Origin of the sequence: Collinsella sp. AF23-4AC (genome assembly GCF_003462685.1) — a bacterium.
GTDB lineage: Bacteria > Actinomycetota > Coriobacteriia > Coriobacteriales > Coriobacteriaceae > Collinsella.
This window is the reverse complement of record NZ_QRVE01000002.1, coordinates 198,008-219,743: the sequence shown is the minus strand read 5'-3', so window position 1 is coordinate 219,743 and position 21,736 is coordinate 198,008. Positions and strand designations below refer to the sequence as shown.

Annotated in this window: 17 protein-coding genes and 1 tRNA gene; 14 read left to right on the top strand and 4 right to left on the bottom strand. The window is 61.4% G+C overall.

Annotated features, from left to right (window positions below):
- Window positions 1-4: 4 nt before the first annotated feature.
- The 6 genes from DWY05_RS02605 (at window position 5) to DWY05_RS02580 (ending at window position 8,286) form a co-directional block, all read left to right on the top strand.
- Window positions 5-88, top strand: a tRNA-Leu gene (locus DWY05_RS02605).
- An 87-nt stretch (window positions 89-175) separates the two neighbouring features.
- Window positions 176-1,477, top strand: coding sequence for a trigger factor (tig, locus tag DWY05_RS02600; RefSeq protein WP_158558666.1), 1,302 nt, complete (start codon window positions 176-178; stop codon window positions 1,475-1,477).
- 163 nt (window positions 1,478-1,640) lie between these two features.
- Complete coding sequence (locus DWY05_RS02595; protein ID WP_022095182.1) at window positions 1,641-2,261, top strand: ATP-dependent Clp protease proteolytic subunit; 621 nt, start codon at window positions 1,641-1,643, stop codon at window positions 2,259-2,261.
- A gap of 1 nt (window position 2,262) precedes the next feature.
- Window positions 2,263-3,678 (top strand): ATP-dependent Clp protease ATP-binding subunit ClpX, encoded by a 1,416-nt coding sequence (gene clpX, locus DWY05_RS02590; RefSeq protein WP_117820324.1) that lies wholly within the window; start codon window positions 2,263-2,265, stop codon window positions 3,676-3,678.
- A gap of 287 nt (window positions 3,679-3,965) precedes the next feature.
- Window positions 3,966-6,662: a valine--tRNA ligase gene (locus DWY05_RS02585; RefSeq protein ID WP_117820323.1), complete on the top strand. Its 2,697-nt coding sequence runs from the start codon at window positions 3,966-3,968 to the stop codon at window positions 6,660-6,662.
- A 280-nt stretch (window positions 6,663-6,942) separates the two neighbouring features.
- Window positions 6,943-8,286: a folylpolyglutamate synthase/dihydrofolate synthase family protein gene (locus DWY05_RS02580; RefSeq protein ID WP_117820322.1), complete on the top strand. Its 1,344-nt coding sequence runs from the start codon at window positions 6,943-6,945 to the stop codon at window positions 8,284-8,286.
- 105 nt (window positions 8,287-8,391) lie between these two features.
- Here the strand turns inward: DWY05_RS02580 and DWY05_RS02575 are convergent, their stop codons facing one another.
- The 4 genes from DWY05_RS02575 to DWY05_RS02560 form a co-directional block, all read right to left on the bottom strand.
- The gene (locus tag DWY05_RS02575) at window positions 8,392-9,480 is read right to left on the bottom strand and encodes a Xaa-Pro peptidase family protein (protein WP_117820321.1); all 1,089 of its coding nucleotides are present in this window, start codon (window positions 9,478-9,480) and stop codon (window positions 8,392-8,394) included.
- A gap of 548 nt (window positions 9,481-10,028) precedes the next feature.
- The gene (locus tag DWY05_RS02570; protein ID WP_117820320.1) at window positions 10,029-10,421 is read right to left on the bottom strand and encodes a DUF1667 domain-containing protein; all 393 of its coding nucleotides are present in this window, start codon (window positions 10,419-10,421) and stop codon (window positions 10,029-10,031) included.
- Between the two features lie 4 nt (window positions 10,422-10,425).
- Window positions 10,426-11,730 (bottom strand): NAD(P)/FAD-dependent oxidoreductase, encoded by a 1,305-nt coding sequence (locus tag DWY05_RS02565; protein ID WP_117820401.1) that lies wholly within the window; start codon window positions 11,728-11,730, stop codon window positions 10,426-10,428.
- A 61-nt stretch (window positions 11,731-11,791) separates the two neighbouring features.
- Complete coding sequence (locus DWY05_RS02560; protein WP_117820319.1) at window positions 11,792-13,249, bottom strand: NAD(P)/FAD-dependent oxidoreductase; 1,458 nt, start codon at window positions 13,247-13,249, stop codon at window positions 11,792-11,794.
- Window positions 13,250-13,655: 406 nt separating this feature from the next.
- Between DWY05_RS02560 and DWY05_RS02555 the strand changes: the two genes are divergently transcribed.
- The 8 genes from DWY05_RS02555 to DWY05_RS02520 all read left to right on the top strand — a co-directional run bounded on the left by DWY05_RS02555 (window position 13,656) and on the right by DWY05_RS02520 (window position 21,710).
- A complete protein-coding gene (locus DWY05_RS02555) occupies window positions 13,656-14,087 on the top strand; it encodes a zinc ribbon domain-containing protein (protein WP_055251579.1) in 432 nt (143 codons plus the stop codon).
- 228 nt (window positions 14,088-14,315) lie between these two features.
- On the top strand, window positions 14,316-16,079 hold the full coding sequence (gene thrS, locus DWY05_RS02550) for a threonine--tRNA ligase (protein WP_117820318.1): 1,764 nt from the start codon (window positions 14,316-14,318) through the stop codon (window positions 16,077-16,079).
- Window positions 16,080-16,406: 327 nt separating this feature from the next.
- Window positions 16,407-16,997: a hypothetical protein gene (locus tag DWY05_RS02545; protein ID WP_117820317.1), complete on the top strand. Its 591-nt coding sequence runs from the start codon at window positions 16,407-16,409 to the stop codon at window positions 16,995-16,997.
- Window positions 16,998-17,082: 85 nt separating this feature from the next.
- Complete coding sequence (locus DWY05_RS02540) at window positions 17,083-17,835, top strand: sugar transferase (protein ID WP_233503959.1); 753 nt, start codon at window positions 17,083-17,085, stop codon at window positions 17,833-17,835.
- On the top strand, window positions 17,822-18,628 hold the full coding sequence (locus DWY05_RS02535) for a WecB/TagA/CpsF family glycosyltransferase (RefSeq protein WP_117820316.1): 807 nt from the start codon (window positions 17,822-17,824) through the stop codon (window positions 18,626-18,628). The genes DWY05_RS02540 and DWY05_RS02535 overlap by 14 nt, the downstream gene beginning before the upstream one ends.
- Window positions 18,621-19,730, top strand: a complete 1,110-nt coding sequence (gene wecB, locus DWY05_RS02530; RefSeq protein ID WP_117820315.1) for a non-hydrolyzing UDP-N-acetylglucosamine 2-epimerase — start codon at window positions 18,621-18,623, stop codon at window positions 19,728-19,730. The genes DWY05_RS02535 and wecB overlap by 8 nt, the downstream gene beginning before the upstream one ends.
- Entirely contained in the window at window positions 19,727-20,836 is a 1,110-nt protein-coding gene (locus DWY05_RS02525; RefSeq protein WP_117820314.1) for a glycosyltransferase, read from the top strand. The genes wecB and DWY05_RS02525 overlap by 4 nt, the downstream gene beginning before the upstream one ends.
- Before the next feature lies 1 nt (window position 20,837).
- A complete protein-coding gene (locus DWY05_RS02520) occupies window positions 20,838-21,710 on the top strand; it encodes a phosphorylcholine transferase LicD (RefSeq protein WP_117820313.1) in 873 nt (290 codons plus the stop codon).
- Window positions 21,711-21,736 lie beyond the last annotated feature (26 nt).

Here is a 21,736-nt window from a genome sequence, read left to right as displayed (position 1 = left end):
TCATGCGGGCGTGGCGGAATTGGTAGACGCGCCAGATTTAGGTTCTGGTGGGATTCCCGTGAAGGTTCGAGTCCTTTCGCCCGCACCAACGCACCCGCGTCGGCTTATGCCCTCGCGACGCTTGTTGCATAAAGGTACCAGCACCTCAGATAAGCTGGGCAGTATGAGGAGGAACGTGTTGAACATCACCGCTTCTGACGTCAAGGACGCCAAGCTCACCGCTACGGTCACCATCCCGGCCGCCGACGTCGACGCCGCGATCAAGAAGGCCTACAAGGACACCGCCAAGAAGTACCGCTTCCCGGGCTTCCGCGCCGGTAAGGCCCCCCGTCCGGTCATCGACTCCGCACTTGGCGCCGAGGCTACCCTCGCTCAGGCCACCAACGACCTGATCGCCGCCAACGAGCCCGCCGTCCTCAACGAGCTGGACATCGTCCCCACCAAGAGCGGTGACTACAAGGAGCTCGACCTCGCCAAGGATCACGAGGACTACACCTACACCGTCGAGTTCTCCCTGCGTCCCGCCGCTGAGCTCTCCTCCTTCGACGCCGTCGAGATCGAGATGCCCCCCGCGGAGGTCACCGAGTCCGAGATCAACAACCAGGTCGAGATGCTCCTCAACTACCGTGCCACCTTCGAGGACGTCGAGGGCCGCGCCGTCGAGGCCGAGGACTACGTCACCGTCGACCTCAAGGCCGTCGAGAACGCCGACAACTTCGCTGCCGAGGGCCGCATGCTCATCGCCGGTAGCGACAGCAACCCCAAGGAGTTCAACGAGGCCCTGATCGGCGCTAACGTTGACGACGTCAAGACCGTCACCTGGACCGACGAGGTCGAGGAGGGCGAGGAGGCCGAGACCCACACCGTCGAGGTCACCGTCAAGGGCATTAAGGTCCGCAACACCCCCGAGCTCACCGACGAGCTCGTCAAGTCCGACTTTGGCTTCGACAGCATCGATGCCATGCGCGACGCCATCAAGATCGAGATCGAGCAGGACAAGGCTTCCCGCCTCCCGGCCGAGAAGGAGAACCGTTGCGTCTCCGCTCTCGCTGAGCGCCTGCAGCTCGACGAGATGGACGCCGACTACGAGCAGTCCGTCTTTGAGGAGCTCGGCCAGAACTTCCTGTCCAACCTCGCTGCCCGCGGCATGACGCTCGACACCTGGCTGCCCGCTTCCGGCCTGACCATGGAGCAGTTCATCGGCGACCTGCACAAGCAGGCCAACGACGTTGCCCGTGAGTCCCTGGCTCTCGACGCCCTCGCCCGTGAGCTCAAGATTGAGGTCACCGAGGACGATATCAACGCCGAGTTCGAGAAGGCTGGCGTCAAGGACGTCGAGGCTTCCAAGGCCGAGTTCATCGCCGATGGCCGCATGCCTGCCGTCCGTGAGTCCATCCGTCGTTCCAAGGCCGTCGACCACCTGGTCGAGAACGCCAAGGTGACCGAGGTCGACGAGACCGCCAAGGACGCCGAGTAATTCTCGCCACCTTGCCCACGAGCGCATGCACGTGCCCGTGATGGGGTAAAGTTATAAGCCGGTTATCCGGTTGCTTCGTACGGTGCCAGCCAATGCATAGCATGCGGGCACCGTACGTTTATCTAGAACCAATTTGGTCCGCAAGAGAGAAATGGAGATGCGTATGATCGCTAAGTTCGATTCCGCCCTCGTGCCATACGTTATCGAGCAGACGCCGCGCGGCGAGCGCAGCTACGATATCTATTCGCGCCTGCTCAACGACCGCATCATTTTTTTGGGCGAGGAGATCAACTCCGTCAGCGCCAACCTGGTCGTTGCCCAGCTGCTGCATCTTGAGAGCCAGGATGCCGAGAAGGATATCTCGCTCTACATCAATTCGCCCGGCGGCGAGGTCTACTCCGGCCTGGCGATTCTGGACACCATGAACTTCATTAAGCCGCAGGTCTCCACCATCTGCGTCGGTATGGCCGCGTCCATGGCCGCCGTGCTGCTTTCGGCCGGCGCCAAGGGCAAGCGCTTCTGCCTGCCGCACTCCAAGGTCATGATTCACCAGCCCAGCGGCGGTGCCCAGGGTCAGCAGACCGAGATCGAGATTGTGGCCGAGGAGATCAAGAAGACCCGCCGCGAGCTCAACCAGATCCTGTCCGACGCCTCGGGTCAGCCCATCGAGAAGGTCCAGGCCGACACCGAGCGCGACAACTACCTGACCGCTGCCGAGGCCCTCGACTACGGCCTGATCGACCGTATCGTCACCTCGCGCGACCTCGCCGCGAAGGACGCCTAGGATGGCCGGTAACATGCAGGACAACTTTGACGAGAACGGCAACCCCATCCGCTGCTCCTTCTGCGGAAAAGAGCAGGGGCAGGTTCGCCGCCTTGTAAAGGGTCCGACCAACATCTTTATCTGTGACGAGTGCGTCGCCGCCTGCTCCGAGATCTTGGAGGAGTCGCTGGCTTCGGACTTTATGGATGCTGCCCGCAACGGCAAGCTGCCGGGCTTCCTCAACGACCACGGCCAGGCTGCGTCCCAGCCCGCCATGGATCCCGAGGCCGAGGGCTTTGAGCTCGAGGACGACGCCCGCCAGGTCATTACGCACGTGCCGACGCCGCATGAGATCTATAACGAGCTTTCGGCCTATGTTATGGGCCAGGAGGACGCCAAGCGCGCCATGTCGGTGGCCGTGTACAACCACTACCGTCGCGTGATCGAGGGCGGCGCCGCGGTGTCTGCCTTTGACGAGGCCTCGGGCATGGGCGGCCAGTTTGACGATGACATGGACGAGGTGGAGCTCGCCAAGTCCAACATTTTGCTGCTAGGTCCCACCGGTACCGGCAAGACCCTGCTCGCCCAGACGCTCGCGCGCATCCTCGAGGTGCCGTTTGCCATCGCCGACGCCACCGCGCTTACCGAGGCCGGTTACGTGGGCGAGGACGTGGAGAACATTCTGCTCAAGCTCATCAACGCCGCCGATGGCGATATTGAGCGCGCGCAGGTGGGCATTATCTATGTGGACGAGATCGACAAGATCGCCCGCAAGGCCGAGAACCTGTCCATCACCCGCGATGTCTCGGGCGAGGGCGTTCAGCAGGCGCTGCTTAAGATTCTTGAGGGCACGGTGGCCAGCGTTCCGCCCACCGGCGGCCGCAAGCATCCCCAGCAGGAGCTGCTGCAGATCGACACGACCGACATCCTGTTTATCTGCGGCGGTGCCTTTGTGGGTCTGGACAAGATCATCGCCGATCGCGTGGGCAACAAGGGCGTGGGCTTTAACTCCGAGATCGCCGGCCCCACCTCGGTCGACGAGAACGACCTGCTGCGTCAGGTGCTCCCGCAGGACCTCAACGCCTTTGGCATGATTCCCGAGTTTGTGGGACGTACGCCCGTCGTCACCCAGACACAGGCGCTCGACGAGGACGACCTGGTGTCGATCCTGACCGAGCCCAAGAACGCCGTGGTGCGTCAGTACCGCAAGATGTTCCAGCTCGAGGACGTTGAGCTTGAGTTTGAGGACGCCGCCCTGCACGAGATCGCCCGCATGGCACTTGCCCGCAAGACCGGCGCACGCGGCCTGCGCTCCATCTGTGAGGACGTGCTGCAGCAGACGATGTTCGATCTCCCCAGCGAGGAAGGCGTTACCAAGGTCGTCGTAACCGAAGCGGCGGTTAAGGGCGAAGAACAGCCCCAACGCATCTACGGGTAAACCTGCCAAAAACGTGCTTGCAAACAGCCTCCGACCATCCGCGGTCGGAGGCTATTTTATATATACGCAATAACCCCAACTACCTGTGTTATTCTGTGTGTTTGTTTAAGCCTCAGCGAAGTCCTATCAGACTGAAGTAATCGATACCTAAGGGGAGGAATGTAGGCCCGATTTTCGTAGATTCCGCACGAGCCGAAGACCACTTAATGTGGTCTTCGAGCGAGCCCAGGACCTGACCGAGCGAAAATCGGGCCTACATTCCTCCCCGACGGGCAAGGGAGAGATATATGGAAGAGATGCCCAAGAACTACGATCCGTCGACCAACGAGCCGGCGATCCTGCAGAAGTGGCTCGACGGCGGCTACTACAAGCGCCGCGAGGGCGTGGGCGACTGCACCGTCACCATTCCGCCTCCCAACGTGACCGGTAAGCTCCACATGGGCCATGCCACCGACGACTCCATCCAGGACGCCATCATCCGTATGGCCCGCATGCGCGGCAAGTCTACGCGCTGGGTGCTCGGCACCGACCACGCCGGTATCGCCACGCAGACCAAGGTCGACAAAAAGCTCAAGAGCGAGGGCATCAGCCGCCTGGAGATTGGCCGCGACAAGTTTGTCGACGCCTGCTGGGACTGGACCCACGAGTACGGCGGCATCATCGTCGAGCAGATCAAGCGCATGGGCTGCTCCGTCGACTTTGATAACGAGCGCTTTACCATGGACGAGGACTACGCCCAGGCCGTGCGCAAGGTGTTCTGCGACTGGTACCACGACGGCCTGATCTACCGCGGCAAGCGCATCGTCAACTGGTGCCCCAACTGCACCACCGCTATCTCGGACGACGAGGCCGAGTACAAGGACGAGAAGGGCCACCTGTGGCACCTGCGCTACCCGCTGACCGAGCCGGTCAACGGCCAGGACTACATCGTCGTCGCCACCACGCGCCCCGAGACCATGCTCGGCGACACGGGCGTTGCCGTCTCCCCGAAGGATCCCGAGAAGGCCGCCTTCGTGGGTAAGACCGTTAAGCTCCCCATCGTCGACCGTGAGATTCCTATCTTTGAGGATTGGCATGTCGACGCCAACTTTGGCTCCGGCTTCGTCAAGGTCACCCCTGCCCACGACCCCAACGACTACGCCATGGGTCAGGCTCACGACCTGCCGCAGATCAATATCTTCGATGAGCACGCGGTGGTCGTCGAGGGCTACGGCGAGTTCACCGGCATGACCCGCGACGAGTGCCGTGAGGCCGTCATTAAGTGGTTTGACGAGCACGGTCTGCTCGACCACGTCGAGGAGCACGACCACTCCGTCATGCACTGCTACCGCTGCGACGCCGCGCTTGAGCCGTGGCTGTCCGAGCAGTGGTTCGTCGCCGTCGACAAGCTCAAGGGGCCGGCGCTCGACGCCGTCAACTCCGGCAAGGTCACCTTCCACCCCGCGCGCTGGACGCAGACCTACACCACCTGGATGGAGAACCTTAAGGATTGGTGCATCAGCCGTCAGCTGTGGTGGGGCCACCGCATCCCCGTGTTCTACTGCGAGGACTGCGGCTGGGAGGACGCCCTCACCGAGGACACCGACGTGTGCCCCAAGTGTGGCGGCCATCACGTGCATCAGGACGAGAACGTGCTGGACACCTGGTTCAGCTCGCAGCTGTGGACCTTCGCCACGCAGGGCTGGCCGCAAAAGCCGGAGCTCCTCGAGGGCCATCACCCCACGACGGCGCTCGTCACCGCGCGCGACATCATCGCGCTGTGGGTCGCCCGCATGGTCATGAGCTCGCTGTACTTCCTGGACGAGGTACCGTTTAAGGACGTCGTCATCTACCCGACGATCCTGGCCAAGGACGGCAGCCGCATGTCCAAGTCCAAGGGCAACGGCGTTGACCCCATGGACCTCATCGGCATGTACGGCGCCGACGCCATGCGCTTCAACCTGCTGACGCTCTGCACCAACAACCAGGACGTCAAGTTCGACGCGAACATCGACAAGAAGACCAAGCAGCTCATCGACAGCCCGCGCACCGAGCAGGCCAAGTCGTTTGTGACCAAGATCTGGAACGCCAGCCGCTTCCTGCTCATGAACATGGAGGGCTACACGCCCGGCGAGCCCGTCGTGGAGACGCCCGCCGACGCCTGGATGTTCAGCCGCCTGGCCAAGGCCGTGAAGATGGTCACCGAGGGTATTGAGAACTACACCTTTGGCGACATGGCTCGCGGCGTGCAGCAGTTCTTCTGGAACGAGGTCTGCGACTGGTACGTCGAGGTCACCAAGTCCCGCCTGAAGGGCGAGGGCCGTTTGCAAGCTCAGCGCAATCTGATCTTTGTGCTCGACACCTCCATTCGTCTGATGCACCCGCTTATGCCGTTTGTTACCGAGGAAATATGGGACAACATGCCGGCGAGCGTGCTCGACCTGGACGCCGAGGGCAACGTGAACCGCGCCGAGGCGCTCATGATCGCCAAGTGGCCCGAGCCCGCCGACTACGCCAAGTACGTTGACGAGCCCGCCGAGCGCGCGTTTGAGCTGTGCCGCACCGTTGTGTCCGCCGCCCGCGCCACGCGTTCGCGTTATCGCTTGAGCCCCAAGGCCGAGCTTGACGTGGTCGTGCGCGCCGGTGCCGAGGACATTGAGAAGCTCGAGAGCCTGCGCTCGACCATCGAGCCGCTGGCGAACACCGCTTCGCTGGTTATGGGTACCGACGTTGAGAAGCCGGCTGCGAGCATTGCCGTGGTCGACAGCGGCGTCGAGGTCTTTGTGGTTCTCGAGGGCAAGGTTGACCTTTCGGCCGAGAAGGCGCGCCTGGAGAAAGAGATTGCCGCGGCCCAGAAGGAGCTCGCCGGCTGCGAGAAGACGCTGGCCAACGAGGGCTTTGTGGCTAAGGCCGCGCCCGCGGTGGTCCAGAAGAAGAGGGACCGTGCAGCTGAGCTCAAGGAGATCCTGGCGGCGCTGACTGCTCAGGTTGCTGACTTCTCGTAGGTCTAACTTGGGGGCGCGTCCCGATGCTTTGCTCTCCGCTGCGGACAGTCCTGCGCAAGACGGACAGCACATTAAGTGCTGTCCTTTGCGTGCGGAACTTGCGGCGAGCAAAGCATCGGGCCGCTCCTAGTTCGTTTACGTTGTTGTTTGCAACTGGTAGGTTGGGGCCACTGGTTTGTGGCCTTGATCTCGCTGCAAAGCGGTGTTTGGCTGATATTTTGAACGGGAGGGGCTCGTTGTTTGTTACGGGCCTCTTTTTATGTTGAGGGGACTTTGGTTTATGCCTAAGCGTTCGGGGTCGTATTCTGTGCCGTTCTCGTTTGAGTTGCTTTCGTTTGATGAGGCTGTGGGGCTGGCTGCTGATACGGGGCGGATTTCTGGGGATGCTGGGCCTCTGCTTGAGACGGTTGTCGATATGCTCGATGAGCTGGGACGTCCGGACGAGTATTTCGATTGCATTCAGGTTGCCGGTACCAATGGCAAGACTTCGACCACGCGTTTTTCGGCTGCCATCCTTCGCGGTGAGGGGTTAAAGACCGCGCTGTATACGTCGCCGCAGTTGGTGCGCTATCCCGAGCGCATGGAGGTCGATGGGCGCGTCGTGAGCGATGAGGCGTTTGCCCGTGGCGTTTCTGCCGCCGTCGAGGCGGGGCATCGCGTGAATGCTCGTCGTGTGGCGGCGGGGGAGCGCGCGTACACCATTACGCCGTTTGACCTGCTGACGGCTGCCGCACTGGTGGTGTTTGCCGAGGCTGCAGTGGATGTTGCTGTGCTCGAGGTTGGCATGGGCGGCCGTTGGGACGCCACGAGTGCGACCGATCCCGTCGCCGTTGCCATTACCGGTATCGGGCTCGACCACACGCGCATTTTGGGCGACACGCTCGAGGCAATTGCGGGGGAGAAGGCCGCGGTCATCAAACCCGGACGCCTGGTTGTGCTGGGCGAAGGCACCCACGAGCCGAGCGTTCAGCGCGTGATGGATGCCCGTTGCCGTGAGTGCGGTGTGGTGCCGCTGGTGGTGAGTCACTCCACGACCAAGGTGCCGGCGCATGTGGGCGATACGGTGGAGTTTAGCTGCACCACGCCGCGCGCGATTTATACGTCGAGTATGGTCAAGCCGGCCTATCAGCCGCAGAATGCAGCGTGCGCGATTATGCTCTGCGAGGGTTATCTGGGCCGCGAGCTCGACCATGACAAGCTCGATGCGTCGCTTATGGGCTGCCCCACGCCGGGTCGCTTTGATGTGCTGGGAACCGATCCGCTCAAGTTGATTGACGCTTGCCATAACCCTCAGAGCTGCGAGAACTTTGTGAGCGCACTGGACGAGATCGACCCATGCGTGGAGAATCGCCCCACGCTGCTGTGCGCCGCGCTGGCCGACAAGGATGTGGCGGGTATCGTCGATGTTCTGATCCCGGCCTTCCCGCGCGTGATTGTGACGCAGACCGATTCCGATCGCGCCCTGCCGGCAGAGGAGCTCGCTGCCCTGGTGGACGCCGATAAGCTCGCGGGCGTGTACCCCAGCGTATCCGAGGCGCTCGCCGCCTTCGATGCCGCGGGCGAGCCCTTCGTAGCCGCCGGCACCATCACCCTAGCCGGCGAAGTAGCAGGCCTGCTCCGTTAACCCATCCCCTCATCAGTTGCGGTGAAATAGGGACTGTTTTATGGGCTAGAAGCCTTAAACAGTCCCTATTTCACCGCAACTTCTTGCGGTGGCTTGTTGATGTGCCTAGTCTAGATGGACCGGATCGTGGGGGTAGACGTTGAGAATCTCGACGCCGGACTCGGTAACTAGGGCCAAGTCCTCGATGCGGACGCCAGTGCGGCCGGGGAGGTAGATGCCCGGCTCGATGGAGAAGGTCATGCCCGGCTCGACAACCTGCTCGTTGACGAGCGAGACGTCTCCCGGCTCGTGGTCCTGCAGGCCGATCGAGTGTCCCAGGCGGTGCGTAAAGTACTGCCCATAGCCCGCGTCCTCAATCACGTCGTGCGCGGCGCGGTCCAGGTCGCACATGCGCACGCCCGGGGCGATGAGCGCCTCGGCGGCCTCGTTGGCGCGGCGCACGATGTCGTAGATATGCGCCGTCTCCTCGTCCGTCTCGCCCCAAAAGAACGTGCGTGTCATGTCCGAGCAGTAGTTGCGGCGACGTCCGCCAATGTCGAACAACACCACGTCGCCTCGCTTGAGTACGGTGTCGTCGGGCTCGTGATGCGGGTCTCCAGCGTTGGCGCCAAAGCTCACGATGGGCGGAAAGCTAAAGCCCTCGCAGCCGTGATTACGGTACAGACCGAGCATCTGGTCGGCAATTTCGCGCTCCGTTACGCCCTCGTGGACGAGCTTGATGGCGTCGGCCATCACGGCGTCGTTGGCGGCCGAGGACGCGCGCATGAGCTCCTGCTCGGCGGCATCCTTGTGGGTGCGTGCGGCGGTGACGGCAAAGTCGCCCAGGAAAAACTCGCTGGCGGCATGGCGCTCCAGAAGGGGCATCAAAAAGCCGGAGCGCATGACGGTATCGATGCCAAGCGGCTTGGTCGGATCGATCTCGCGCGCGATGGCATCGGCCACGACATCGGTATCGGTGTGGTAGGCAACGCGGGCATTGTCGTACTCGGGCAGCTGATGCAGGGCGTTGACCAAGATTACGGGCTCGTCATCGCGCGCGAGCAGCACACCGCAAAAACGCTCGAACATATCGGCATAAAAACCGGTCAGGTAATAAATCGACCACGGGTCGTTTACGAGCAGCTGTGCGCCGGGGTGCTGAGCCTCGAGCGCATCGAGCACGCGCGCCACACGCTGGTCATCGACATGTGCCATAAAACATCCTTTCGCTAGGGTGCCACCATAGTATCCCCAATGCCAGGGTAGTCAATTTGCGACGGGGCTATTTTAACTGCGCCAAACATGCGGAATGATTTTTCTGGGACGGGGATTAGATAATCATTGGGTGCCGAATGATTATCTAATCCCCGTCCCAGAAAAATCATTTGAGCGAGCGTTCGGGCAAAAGTAGCCATAAGAGGCCCGTCCCAAATGGGCTGGTTTCAAAAGTATGGCGGATTACGGGGCTGGACCTGTATTACTTGACCATGGGAAAAATCGCGAAATTAAAACCGCAGGTAGACGGCTTATCAAAAATCTAAAATTGCCGGTATGGATGGGGGTCTCCGAATCAGCCCCGTAATCCGGCATAGTTTTGAAATGGCACTAAAGTGGGCACAAACTAAATACCGATTCCAGGGATAGTTGCGGTGGAATAGTTCCTGTTTGCCGGGGTTTTGGCGGAAATCAGGAACTATTTCACCGCAATTGAGGAGGGGCGGGGTGGATGGCGGGGTAGCTAAAAGAGCCCCGTCCCAAATTAGCTACTCGATGTCCATGCTGGCGATGAGGTTGATGTTGGTGTCTAGGAGGTTCTCCAGCACGACGTCGCCCATGCGGATGGGGGCGTTGACGACTAGGCTGCGGATGAGAGCCATGGCCTGGGCGTGGAGTTCTAGCGGGATGGCTTCGGCGGTGCGTACGGGGAGAAGCTTCTCGTCGCCGCCGGAGACGGCCACGGTCGTCGTGAGCACGCGCATAGGGCATGTGAGCTCCTGATGTGCGAACTTATCACCGCGCGGGCATCTGTTGCCGGTCACGGAGCGCACCTCTACCACGGCGCCGTCTGCGTCACGCTCTACCTCTACGGTCAGGAGGCACTCGGATGGGCAGGTGGTGCAGTTGAACTGCGGCGTTTCGATCGCGTTTATGCTCATGGCCTTACGCCTCCTCAACGGGGTCGACGGACAGGACAATCTCGCTAACACCCAGGTCGAGTGCGCGCTGGATTACCTTTGCCGGCAGCGGGAAGCTTTCCATTACGCTCGGTTTAAACGGGCGGACCTTGCCTACAAACAGTTCTTCGCCGCCTGCCAGAATGCGCACGCGGGCGGCGTTGACCGGTCGGCGTACGCGGAAGTTGAGTTTGGTGAGTGCCACAGCCGTAATGCGTCCCGGCAGCGCGTAGCCCGCAATGCCGGCGGGGGAGACCTTGAGCTGGCAGCCCGCGTTCGCCACTCCCGCTGCGGTGCCGACAGCCCCCAGCGCGTACGCCGCCGCAGCCGCACCGGCGCGCTCGGACTCGGTCGTCACGTTGTCGGCCAGGTCGTGGACGTGCAGCACGTTGCCGCAGGCAAAGATGCCCGGCACGCCCGTCTGCAGGCTCTGGTCCACCACGGCGCCGCGCGTACGTGGGTCCAGCTCTACGCCCTCGGCAACCGAAAGCTCATTCTCGGGAATCAGGCCCACCGAAAGCAGCAGCGTGTCGCACGGAACGATGCACTCGGTTCCCGGAATGGGTGCCAGGTGCTCGTCGACCTGGCTTACCTCGACAGCCTCCACACGATCGTGCCCGATCACGCGTGTGACGGTGGTGGACAGATGCAGCGGAATGCCAAAGTCATCCAGGCAGTTCTTGACGTTGCGGTGCAGGCCGTTGGCGTACGGCATGAGCTCGTACACGCCCTCGACCGAAATCCCCTCGAGTGTGCAGCGGCGCGCCATGATCAGCCCGATATCGCCCGAGCCCAAAATGACGGCGCGCGAGCCGGGCTTGAGGTTTTCGATATTGATGTATCGCTGCGCCAGGCCCGCCGTAAACACGCCGGCGGGACGACTGCCGGGGATCTTGGTCTCGCTGCGGGTGCGCTCACGGCAACCCATGGCAAGGACGACCGCGCGCCCGGTGAGCTGTAGCATGCCGCCAGGGCTCATGAGCGTGACGGTATGAACTGCGGTGGCTCCCGTCGGCTCGCCTGAATCAATCCCAATTACCATGCTGTTCAGGAACAGCGCGATGTCGGTCGCGCGAACCTGGTCGATAAAGCGCTGCGCGTACTCGGGGCCGGTGAGCTCCTGTTTAAAGTGCGACAGGCCAAAGCCGGGGTGGATGCACTGTCGGAGGATGCCGCCCAGGTGCTGCTCGCGCTCCACGATGGCCACGTGTGCGCCTGCCTTATGCGCGGCCAGCGCGGCCGCCATGCCGGCAGGTCCGCCGCCGATAACGACCACGTCGAAGGCCTGCATCGGCACGGCGTCCGCGGTGCCGTCGGTCGCGCTCGCTGCATTTACTTCAAAGCTCTCCATCCTAGCGCACCCCCTTCATCGGTCCCTCGACCAGCCAAGAACCGGCATCCTCCAACAGCACCTCGCTGGGGTTGCAGCCCAGCTCGCGTGCTAGGATCGCAACCACGCGGCTCTGGCAAAAACCACTCTGGCACCGACCCATGCCAGCGCGGCAGCGGCGCTTGACGCCCTCGACCGAAACCGCGCCCGGGCGGCGCCGAATCGCGGCCACGATCTCGGCCTCAGGCACCGTTTCGCAGCGGCAGACAATCTGGCCCCACGCGGGATCGGACTCGATCAGCTCCTCCTTGCGCGCCAGTGGTGCGCGGTCAAAGTCGTCCGGCGTGCGGCGAATTGGGTTCCAGTCCGCCCGCTCGTGCAGCTCCACGCCCGCCTCACGCATCACAAGCTCCATGCGCTCGGCAATGGCCGGCGCGCTTGCCACGCCCGGCGACTGAATGCCCGCGGCCTGGAACAGTCCCGACACCACGGCTGACTGCCCAATAAAGAAGTCGTTCGTTCCCTTAATGACCGGGCGTCCGCCGGCAAACGCGCGCACCACGCGGCGCGTGTCCAGATCGGGCACCAGTTTGCGCGCGCCGGTCAGGAGCGCGTTGACATCGGTCGCGTAGGTCTGTGTATCGCCGGGCTCGCGCACGACGGCCGTCGCGGTAATCACGGTGTTGCCATGTACGGTGCCCGTCACGATGACGCCCTTGGAAACCGGCGTGGGAACGGGGTAGAGCGGCATGAGCGCTCGCGGCTCCTTGTCCAGCACCACGATGTTGCCCTGGCGCCAGACCATCTGGAAATCCTCGGCGCCCGCCATATGCGAGATGTCGGCGGCGCCGTTGCCCGCGGCGTTGATCAGGTAACGGCAGTGCACGTCGCCGGCGGGCGTTGCCAACGTAAAGCGCGCGGCTCCGTCATCCGAGCCGGCAGCTTCAATTGCCTCCACTGGCGCAGACCGCATAAATGTCACGCCGTTGGCAACTGCGTTTTCCAGAGCAGCGATGGCCACTTCAAATGGGTCAACGTAACCGGTCGAAGGGCACCACAGCGCGCACGTGGCCTGGGCACTCGCGCGCGGCTCCAGCTCGTGGATGCGCTCGGGGCCGATAATCGCCAGCTCGGGCACGCCGTTGGCCAGGCCATTCTGGCGCAGCTTCTCCAGGTGTCCGCGGTCTTCGTCGTTAAACCCCAGCACCATCGATCCGGTGCGACGGAACAAAAAGCCCAGCTCCTGCGCCCACGTACCGTACAACTCGCAGCCACGAGCGTTGACCTGGGCCTTAACCGTGCCCGGTGTCGGATCGTAGCCGGCGTGCACCAGGCCGCCATTGGCCTTCGACGCGCCCAACGCAATATCGTTAGACGCCTCGACCACGCAAATGGAAAGGTCAAATCGCGCGAGCTGCCGCGCGATGGCGCATCCGGTGATGCCCGCGCCGACAATCGCGATATCAAACGTTTCTGTCACAGTGCCTCCCAGACGAGTTGACAGGCCGTCAATAAGACTATCCTACGGTCTGCACACCCCCAGTGCGGCGGCAATGCGGCGAACAGCCCCGCAGCACCCGCCAACGGCAGGCAAGGGGAGACTCGGCAACGTCGACAACCTCGTCTGCCGACAACTACGGCAACCGTTCGTCTCGATCTGTAACAGTTAGACGAGGATTTGGGTTCCAAATGTTACAGATTGAGACGTTAGTCTGGCGGGTCCTCCGTTTGTCTCGATCTGTAACATCTAGACCCGGATTCTGACTCCACCTGTTACAGATTGAGATGTTTGTGTCCGCACCAGCCCCGCCCCTAGCCGTGGTCCCATATAAACAAACCCCGTGGTAAACTTGTCCGAAATGTAAATATTCCGAAAGGTACCCGTAATGTCCAAGTACATCTCCGAGCTCATGTCGCCGCAGCTTATGGGCGTCGTCTATGCCTTCGTTGGCTTTATCATCGCCCTGTATGTGCTGTCGGTCGTCTATGTGTTCATCGACGCTCGCCGCCGCGGCGCCAGCGCCTACGTGGCATGGGGCATCATCGCCCTCATCCCGTTTGTGGGCCTCATTGCCTACCTGGTCCTGCGCCCGCACTCCTACGCGTCCGACCGCGAGGAGCAGGAGCTGGACATGGCCCTGCGCGAGCGCCAGCTTGCCCAGTACGGCACCTGCCCGCAGTGCGGCGCGCCCATCGAGAAAGACTTCGTCGTCTGCCCGGTGTGCGACACCCAGGTTCGCAACGTATGCCCCAGCTGCCATCGCCCGCTCGATGCGCACTGGAAGGTCTGCCCCTATTGCCGAACTCGCATCCAGTAACGCATCCATCGCCGGGCCGACCGCAAGCCACGGGCACGCCGCAAGCCACGCGCGCCCCGCAGCCCCGACCCCCACACGATGAAGCATGCGTAGAAAATCGCCCGCCGTGCCATTAAGGTGCGGCGGGCGCTTGTATACCAAGGCAACCTGCCTATAATGATGCAAGTCAAAAACGCCGAGCGCATCGCACGCACTTGCATCAGGCATCCGAGAGGAGAAAACATACCCATGAAGGCACTCTACAATGACGGTTCGGTGGCCGAGCTCCCGCAGGACGAGGTCACGCACGTCATCCGCCACTCTGCCGCGCACATCATGGCGCAGGCCATCAAGCGCCTGTACCCCCAGGCCGACTTTGCCTACGGTCCCGCGACCGACAACGGCTTCTACTACGACGTCGACCTGCCCGAGGGCGTCAAGATCAGCGAGGACGACTTCCCCGCGATCGAGGCCGAGATGAAGAAGATCGTCAAGGAGAACCTCAAGTTCTCCGTGTACGAGAAGCCCCGCGCCGAGGCCATCGCCCTTATGGAGGAGCGCGGCGAGAAGTACAAGGTCGAGCACATCGGCGACCTGGACGACGACGCCCGCATCACCTTCTACCAGCAGGGCGACTACATCGACATGTGCGTCGGCCCCCACATCTGCTACACCAAGGCGCTGAAGGCCTTTAAGCTCACCGGCGTCTCTGGCGCCTACTGGAAGGGCGACAAGGACAACAAGATGCTCACCCGCATCAACGGCGTCGCCTTTGCCACCAAGGAAGAGCTCGACGAGCACATGCACATGCTGGAGGAGGCCAAGAAGCGCGACCACCGCAAGATCGGCCGCGAGATGGACCTCTTTATGATGCGCGACGAGGCCCCCGGCTTCCCGTTCTTCCTGCCCAACGGCATGATCCTTAAGAACACGCTGCTGGACTACTGGCGCGAGATCCACCACAAGGCCGGCTACGTGGAGATCTCCACGCCGCTCATCATGAACAAGCAACTGTGGAAGACCTCGGGCCACTGGGACCACTACAAGGACAACATGTACTCCACCGTCATTGACGACGAAGAGTACTGCATTAAGCCCATGAACTGCCCGGGCGGCGTGCTGGTGTACGCCTCCAAGCCGCATTCCTACCGCGAGCTGCCCATCCGCGCCGGCGAGATTGGCCTGGTGCATCGCCACGAGCTGCGCGGCGCCCTGCACGGCCTGTTCCGCGTGCGTTGCTTTAACCAGGACGACGCCCACCTGTTTGTGCGTCCCGACCAGCTGACCGACGAGATCGTGGGCGTGGTCAACCTCATCGACTCCGTGTACCAGAAGTTTGGCTTTAAGTACCACGTCGAGCTTTCCACCCGCCCCGAGGACTCCATGGGTTCGGACGAGGACTGGGCTCGCGCCGAGGAGGGCCTGCGCACCGCTCTGGAGCAGCTGCACATGGACTACGAGGTCAACGAGGGCGACGGCGCCTTCTACGGCCCCAAGATCGACTTCCACCTGGAGGACTCGCTCGGCCGTACCTGGCAGTGCGGTACCGTCCAGCTCGACTTCCAGATGCCGCTCAACTTTGACCTGGAGTACGTGGACGCCGACGGCACCAAGAAGCGCCCCATCATGCTGCATCGCGTGTGCTTTGGCTCCATCGAGCGTTTCATCGGTATTCTGATTGAGCACTTTGCGGGCAAGTTCCCCACCTGGCTGGCTCCCGTGCAGGTCAAGGCGCTTCCCGTCTCCGAGAAGAGCCGCGACTACGCCCACGAGGTGTGCGCCAAGCTGGAGGAAGCCGGCATTCGCGTGGTCTGCGACGACCGCGACGAGAAGATCGGCTACAAGATTCGCGAGGCCCGCAGCATCGACCGCGTGCCCTACATGCTCATCCTGGGCGAGAAGGAGGTCGAGGCCGGCAACATCTCCGTCCGCGATCGCTCCAACGAGACCGTTCAGATGAGCGTTGACGAGTTTGTTGCCAAGGTGACCGAGGAGATTAAGACTCGCGCCTAAGGCAAACTTCACAACAATTAACAAAGGCGACCGTCCACATTGGGCGGTCGCCTTTTTTCTTACCAAAATAAGAAAAGCCGCTGGTTGAGCGGCTTTTTTTGTTGCACAAAAAGGTACAGGTTTTTATAAAGGGGTATGGAGATGTACCTACTAGCAGTACATTTTGCGTAATCTGGGCAAACGCTGATTAATTGCTCGTATAATGTTGTCTGTCGAAAGATGCAAAAACCTGTACTTTTGCGACTGCGCCTAGCTGCGAGCGAGAAGCCTGTTCTAAACGCCCCTGCATTTGCGTGCATCGCAAAGCCAAAAGAGGGGGGCGAGAACATGGAACAGTCGGCACGGCGCCAAGAGCAGCTGCCCGGCGCATTTAACGGCGCCACCACCAACAGCCAGCACGGCCGCGTCCGCTGGTATCTGGTCCACACCCCCAATGGAAAAGAGCGCGAGACCTGCGAAAAGGTCCGCCGCATTATCCCGCACTACCTTATGCAGAACGCTTTTGTGATGCAAAAGGAGTTCTGGTTTAAGCGGGACGGTGCCTGGTCGCTCCAAACCAAGCCCATGTACAAGGAATATTTCTTCGTCGCCACGCACGATGCCGCCGCGCTCGATAGGGCCCTGGCCCAGTTGAGCTTTGGCTGTCGCATCGCCGGCAGTAGGGAGCGGGCGTACATGCCCATGCCAGACGATGCACAGGACTGGTACCGCAGCGTGCTGGACGACGACGGCGTGGTGCGCAACAGCGTTGCGCGCATTGAAGACGGCGTGTTGCACATAGAGCAAGGCCCCTTGGTGGGGCAAGAGGCCCGCGTTAAAAAGATCGACCGTCATAAGCGCTGGTGCCTGGTGGACGTAGGCGAAGGCGACTCCGCATTTAGGGAGCTGCTTGCGCTCGACGTGCCCAGCAAAACGTAAGGGAGACGTTGCACCGGCAAATCATTCGTTTTTTGAATTCATGGACGGGGGGGGGGTTCCTGGGGACAGGGACGTAAGTTTTATCGTGACTGCTAATAAAGAAGTGACAGAGAGCAATGCGCCCGTAGGGGCGGCGCTGATTGCTCAGGCCATGGACCGGCGCGAAGGCGCTGGCTGCTACAAGGCCATGCAATCCATCATGGACTGGGACCGATCGCGCCTGGCTTACAGGGCCGTCAAGCGCGCGTTCGACATCGTGTTCAGCGGTGTCGTGCTCGTCGTCATCGCGATCCCTGGCCTGGTGCTCGCGGCGCTTATCCGCCTGGAGAGCGAGGGCAGCCCCTTCTACAGCCAGATCCGCGTGGGTCAGACCCACCGCGACGGCAGCCTGTCCACCTTCCGCATGTGGAAGTTCCGATCAATGTACAAGGACGCCGACGAACGCCTCGCTGAGCTCAAAGGGCGAAACGAGATCGCCGGCGCCATGTTCAAGATGAGGGAAGACCCCCGCGTCACCAAGATCGGCAAGTTCATCCGCAAGCACTCCATCGACGAGTTCCCGCAGTTCCTCAACGTGTTCCTGGGTCAGATGTCTGTCGTTGGACCCAGACCTCCGCTGCCGAATGAGGTGGCCGAGTACACCGAGTACGACCTACAGCGCCTGACCGTGAAGCCCGGGATTACCGGTTGGTGGCAGGTTACAGAGCGTAACTCGACGGGATTCGACGGCATGGTCCGTCGCGACCTGGAATATATCGCCAAACGTGGCGTTTTCTTCGATTTCAAAATAATCCTACTCACAGTGATTGAGGTTGTCAGCGGAAATGGCGCTTGCTAAAGAGACTATAGGGAATTACGAAGGCACCGGTTCAACGGTTGATCTTCCCGGGCGAGTCGAAGTCCTGGGCGCCCCCGTCGACCCCTGGACGATGGGGCAGACCGTCGAGGCGACCGATGCCCTCATCAAGGAGGGGCGCTTCGCCCACCTGATCGGCGTGAACGCCGACAAGTTGCTGCAGATGCGTGACGATCCCGAGATGGATGCGTGCGTACGCCGCTGCGAGATCGTAAACGCCGATGGCGCCTCCATGGTCATGGCCGCCAGGAAGCTGGGCGTGGACTTGCCCGGGCGCGTGGCAGGCATCGACCTAATGTGGGAGCTGTGCGGGCTGGCCGAGCGCGAGGGGCACAGGGTCTACCTGCTGGGCGCCAAGGCCGAAGTGGTCGTAAAGACCGCAGAGGTACTGTCCGAGAGGTATCCCAATATGGTCCTCGCTGGCTACCGAGACGGCTACTTCGGCGACGACGAGTTCGACGCCGTGGTCGCTGAGGTTGAGCAGACTCAACCCGATATCGTGTTCGTGGGCATCACCTCGCCCAAGAAGGAACGCCTGATCGAGCGTTTCCGCGAGCTGGGCGCCAAGGGCGCTTTCGTGGGCGTGGGGGGCTCGTTCGACGTCGTCTCCGGCAACATCCCGCGCGCCCCGATGTGGATGCAGCGCGCGAACCTGGAGTGGCTCTTCCGCATGATGCAGGAGCCCAAGCGCCTGGTGAAGCGCTACGTGGTCGGCAACACCCGTTTCTACATGCTTCTCCGTAAGGAAGCAAAGAGGAGCAAGGCCAATGGATAAGAAGAAAATCATGCTAGTCTTCGGCACCCGACCGGAGGCAATCAAGATGTGCCCGCTCGTCAACGAGCTGAAGGCACGTTCGGATGAGTTCGAGACAATCGTAACCGTGACGGGCCAGCACCGCGAGATGCTCGACCAGGTGCTGCGCGTCTTCGGCGTGACTCCCGATCACGACCTGGCGATCATGAAGCCTGGCCAGACGCTGTTCGACGTCACGTGCGACGTGCTGCTCAAGCTCAGGGCCGTCCTCGAGGACGAGAGGCCCGACGTCGTGCTCGTGCACGGCGACACCACGACCAGCTTCGCCGCGGCGCTCGCGTGCTTCTACCTGCAGATACCCGTGGGCCACGTCGAGGCCGGCCTGCGCACGCACGACATCTACAGCCCCTGGCCCGAGGAGTTCAACCGCCAGGCGGTCGACATCGTGAGCGAGTACTACTTTGCCCCCACGGAGGCCAGTAAGCAGAACCTTCTCGACGAGGGCAAGCCAGAGTCCAAGATCTGGGTCACCGGCAACACCGGCATCGACGCCCTGCGCACCACCGTGCGCGAGGGCTACTCCCACCCCGAGCTCGAGTGGGCCGAGGGCTCCCGCCTCATCCTCATCACGGCGCACCGCCGCGAGAACCTGGGCGAGCCCATGCACCGGATGTTCCGCGCCATCCGCCGCGTGATGGAGGAGCACCCGGACACCAAGGCGATCTACCCGATCCACATGAACCCGCTCGTCCGCAAGGCCGCCCACGAGGAGCTCGACGGCTTCGACCGCCTGCATATCATCGACCCGCTCGAGGTTCTCGACTTCCACAACTTCATGGCGGCGAGCCACCTCATCCTCACCGACTCGGGCGGCATCCAGGAGGAGGCACCGAGTCTTGGCAAGCCGGTGCTCGTCATGCGCGACACCACGGAGCGCCCCGAGGGAGTCGCCGCCGGCACGCTGAAGCTCGTGGGCACCGAGGAGGACGTCATCTACCGCGAGTTCAGTCGTCTGCTCTCCGATGAGGGGGAGTATGCGGCCATGAGCCATGCCTCGAACCCCTACGGTGATGGTCATGCGAGCGAGCGGATCGGCGACGTGTTGGAAGGTAGGTCGCGATGATTCGGGTCCTGCACATCATTCAACAGTTAGGACCCGGCAGGGGCGGGGTGAGGACCTTCGTCTCCACGATGCTCGATTGCCCGGCTCCCGATATCGAGCAGAGCGTGCTGTCGGTGGGAAGAGTCGAAGGGGATAGGTTCGGAGAGCGATTCTTCGGTCCTTTAATCGATAGCTACAGCCCGCTGCTGGTTGGCACTCTGGGGGCGAAGCGCCTTGGCGCTTTTCTGTCGAAGCACCGTTTCGATATCGTTCAGATTCACACGAACAACGCACTCGGCTTCGTCTTCGCCTCTGAGGCGAAAAAGGCCGGAGTTCCCTCGCGCATCGTACACTGCCATAACAGCGCGCTTGGCAGCACCTCGAGTCTGAAGAATATGGTCAACGTGGCCATGATAGAGAGGTTCCTCCCGGCGGCGAGTGAGCGCTGGGCATGCAGCGAGGTCGCAGGTGAATATCTCTTTCGGGGCGCTGGCTATGCCTTGGTGCACAACGGGGTCGATTCCGATAAATTCCGGTTTTCGCCCTCTGACCGGGCTGCCGTTAGACATCGGCTTGGGATCCCGGGGAATGCCACCGTCATAGGGTTTGTCGGGGCAGGCATTCCTGCGAAAAACACCCTGCGCGCCCTCGATATCTTCAATCAGCTGCGCTCCAGTGAGGCCGATTCCCGCCTTCTGCTCTTCGGCCAAGCCGAGGAACTTCCCCTTGCGAAGGAGAAGGCGGCTGAATTGGGGCTGGGCGAATCGGCGGTTTTCATCGGTACCGTTGACGATATCTGGAGGTACTACAGCGCCATGGATGCGCTGGTTGCCCCCTCTTTCCACGAGGGGCTCCCGATTGCCTTCATTGAGGCCCAGGCAAATGGACTGCCCATCCTCAGCTCTGACGCGGTTACCCAGGAGGCCGATCTGACAGGCCTTCTCCAGCGAGCAGGGCTTTCGCTTTCCGACAGGGAGTGGGCCGATTTGCTGCAAGCCTGCGCCGGCAAAAGGGAAATTACCGCCAAGGTCGACTACGTTCCGTTTCTTGATAAAGCGGGTTACACCACGCGGTCGCTCTACGAACAGCTTTCCGATCGCTATAGAAATATGACTAAAGGGGCGTAATATGCCGACCGAGTATTTATCCATGCAAGAGGTGAAAGATGCCGAACTACACCTCCTCCGCATTTTCGATTCCTATTGCCGCAAGAACAAATTGCGGTACTCGTTGAGTGCCGGCACGCTGCTCGGTGCGGTTAGGCACAAGGGGTTCATCCCCTGGGATGACGATATCGATGTCGTCATGCCTGTCGAAGACTATAAGAGTTTTATAGCTGGTTTTTCCTCCCGAATTGGAGAAGAACATTCCCATATTGGGCTTGCCAGTCAACTGAACTTTAAAGGTTCCGCTGCAATTCCTTTTGAAAAGCTGGTGGATACCAGCATCGAGGTGAAGTCTGCGTACATTGCTGAGGGCATACGTGAATATGTCTGGATTGATATTTTCCCGATCGTATCGTTTGACAGCGAGGCCGAAGCCAACAAAGCCTGGGATGCCGCTGTTCGATACAAGCACCTGTTTCAAGCGTCAAGATGGAGTTCGGGCCAGCCAGGGGTCGCTGGTTGGATCAAGACTGTTCTTGGTACGGTTGCCAGGCGTACCTCCCTTCAACAGTGGGCGCTCGGTAAGCTCAGGGCGTTAACGGATAACGGATCCTTTTCCACCAAAGGTTTCGCCGCTGATTTGTCGTGGGCGGTCAGCAGCTCGCTTGAGGTTTTTCCCGCGAGCCTTTTCAACGATCTTGTCGAGTACGAGTTCGAAGGCGAGCGGTTTTTGGGCTTCAAGGATTTCGACTGCTATCTCTCATTAATGTACGGGGACTATATGACGCTCCCGCCCGTCGATAAACGCATCACTCATGGGTTGAAGGCTTGGCGTATCAACCCTTCCAATGATTGTGGTCGTTCATGTTGCGGCAACAATAAACAGAACTGTTAGGTCTCTTAAATGGGGCGCTCCTGCCT

Coding starts and splice junctions, on each gene's coding strand:
- clpX (WP_117820324.1), top strand. CDS start 2,263: ATGGCCGGTAACATGCAGGACAACTTTGACGAGAACGGCAACCCCATC.
- DWY05_RS02555 (WP_055251579.1), top strand. CDS start 13,656: ATGTCCAAGTACATCTCCGAGCTCATGTCGCCGCAGCTTATGGGCGTC.
- DWY05_RS02585 (WP_117820323.1), top strand. CDS start 3,966: ATGGAAGAGATGCCCAAGAACTACGATCCGTCGACCAACGAGCCGGCG.
- DWY05_RS02580 (WP_117820322.1), top strand. CDS start 6,943: ATGCCTAAGCGTTCGGGGTCGTATTCTGTGCCGTTCTCGTTTGAGTTG.
- DWY05_RS02575 (WP_117820321.1), bottom strand. CDS start 9,480: ATGGCACATGTCGATGACCAGCGTGTGGCGCGCGTGCTCGATGCGCTC.
- DWY05_RS02595 (WP_022095182.1), top strand. CDS start 1,641: ATGATCGCTAAGTTCGATTCCGCCCTCGTGCCATACGTTATCGAGCAG.
- DWY05_RS02525 (WP_117820314.1), top strand. CDS start 19,727: ATGATTCGGGTCCTGCACATCATTCAACAGTTAGGACCCGGCAGGGGC.
- DWY05_RS02545 (WP_117820317.1), top strand. CDS start 16,407: ATGGAACAGTCGGCACGGCGCCAAGAGCAGCTGCCCGGCGCATTTAAC.
- DWY05_RS02535 (WP_117820316.1), top strand. CDS start 17,822: ATGGCGCTTGCTAAAGAGACTATAGGGAATTACGAAGGCACCGGTTCA.
- DWY05_RS02520 (WP_117820313.1), top strand. CDS start 20,838: ATGCCGACCGAGTATTTATCCATGCAAGAGGTGAAAGATGCCGAACTA.
- wecB (WP_117820315.1), top strand. CDS start 18,621: ATGGATAAGAAGAAAATCATGCTAGTCTTCGGCACCCGACCGGAGGCA.
- thrS (WP_117820318.1), top strand. CDS start 14,316: ATGAAGGCACTCTACAATGACGGTTCGGTGGCCGAGCTCCCGCAGGAC.
- DWY05_RS02570 (WP_117820320.1), bottom strand. CDS start 10,421: ATGAGCATAAACGCGATCGAAACGCCGCAGTTCAACTGCACCACCTGC.
- DWY05_RS02565 (WP_117820401.1), bottom strand. CDS start 11,730: ATGCAGGCCTTCGACGTGGTCGTTATCGGCGGCGGACCTGCCGGCATG.